At 35.6% G+C, this 1,408-nt stretch carries 1 protein-coding gene and 1 pseudogene; one reads left to right on the top strand and one right to left on the bottom strand.

Features of this window, described 5'->3' with window-relative positions:
• Positions 1-125 precede the first annotated feature (125 nt).
• Positions 126-589: pseudogene (locus tag F6K20_RS38520) on the top strand (hypothetical protein); the annotation flags it as partial.
• 172 nt (positions 590-761) lie between these two features.
• Here the strand turns inward: F6K20_RS38520 and F6K20_RS38515 are convergent.
• Entirely contained in the window at positions 762-1,256 is a 495-nt protein-coding gene (locus F6K20_RS38515) for a transposase (protein WP_009149805.1), read from the bottom strand.
• Positions 1,257-1,408: the final 152 nt, after the last annotated feature.

The following is a 1,408-nucleotide window of genomic DNA, read 5'->3' as shown; positions in this document are numbered from 1 at the left end:
GGTAGGTTATGCAAAAAAGGGTTAAAACTTGAGGCGCGACCCCGTAATTTAATTCGCCATAGGAAAGCGCGCCTCCATTGATTAAGGCTCAACTGTCTTACGGTAACTTCAAACCATGAGCGACTGCATCAAGACAACGTTTTGGTATTGAAGAAATGTTTCGAGATTATCAAAGTGGTGGATATAATATGGAAGGCAGTAATGTAGTAGGAAAACGTTTTTTGTCTTTAGTTCTTTTAAGATCTTTTGCTTATCTATTTGCTACATCTCAAGGAGATAAAATTAATAAAAAAGGAGTTCAAAAGTATGTGGCTAGAGTCAAATAATATGGGCGAACAACTAAAAGACATAGCGGTGCGACCCAAGGGCGATTTACTCGCCCATTGGAAAGCGCACCGTCCAGTTTTTATATTGGTAATTATGGCCAAAAGTGGATTAATTTTATGGATAAATGTTGGGAATTAGTTGAAAATTTGATGCGTTTAAGTCGTCATAAGCTCGATAATTATTTACGAGGTATGAGAGCTATGAAGCTTATACAGTCTACTTTTTAGCTCTCATGTCGCCCCCCCAGGAACAGGAGCCTTAGTATTACAAGTAACAAAAGCCTCTGAAAGTGCTGAAACAATTGAGGTTATATCTGCTCATAGTTTTGGTGATAAATTAATATCAATAGCTTCGTAAAGCCTATTATAGCGTTAATTCAACGGTTTAATTGACTTGGTCAATTTGAGGGCTGAAAAGCAGTTACTGAGATACTTTCAAGTTTTTGGAGAGGTCTTATATTCAGATCTATTTTCTAGATCACAAAAATTAATAACTCTGTAAATTCCTGATTTTTGACCAGTGCCGACCTTCATAAACTCAGATTTTTCCAAAAACTGTAGTTTATAATTATTAGGTAATCTTAGCACAAAATAATTATTCATTAGGCTATTTTGTTTGATAAAATTTAGAGAAGCAAAGCCTCTATCCATTACGGCTATAGCATTTTTGGGCAATGCATCTATCATTTCTTGTCCATAGTTATAGTCATGATTTGAGCCAAAATTTATTAAAGTATCTTCGGGAACTCCTGTTGATAAATTTAATCCACTAATTAGTTTAACTTGGCTATAACCAATTTTAAAAAGTAATTTGCTGGTTAGAGTTATTATTGTTGAATCAATCGGACAAATTTGGTAGCGTTGCGCTATTTTTATTGGAGGGATTAAATTGAGATTTATTAAATTGTTTTTTTTGAAGTAACTTTTCAAAAATTATTAAAAGCGAGGCAGCGCGGTCTTGGGGGTTTCCCCGGAGACGAAACCTAAGACAGTTGAGCCTTTATGGTTGGTAGGTTATGCAAAAAAAGGTTAAAACTTGAGGCGCGACCCCGTAATTTAATTCGCCATAGGAAAGCGCGCCT

Origin of the sequence: Moorena sp. SIO2C4 (assembly GCF_010672485.1) — a bacterium.
In the GTDB taxonomy this organism is placed as follows: Bacteria; Cyanobacteriota; Cyanobacteriia; order Cyanobacteriales; family Coleofasciculaceae; genus Moorena; species Moorena producens.
This window is presented reverse-complemented; position numbering and strand designations above follow the sequence as displayed.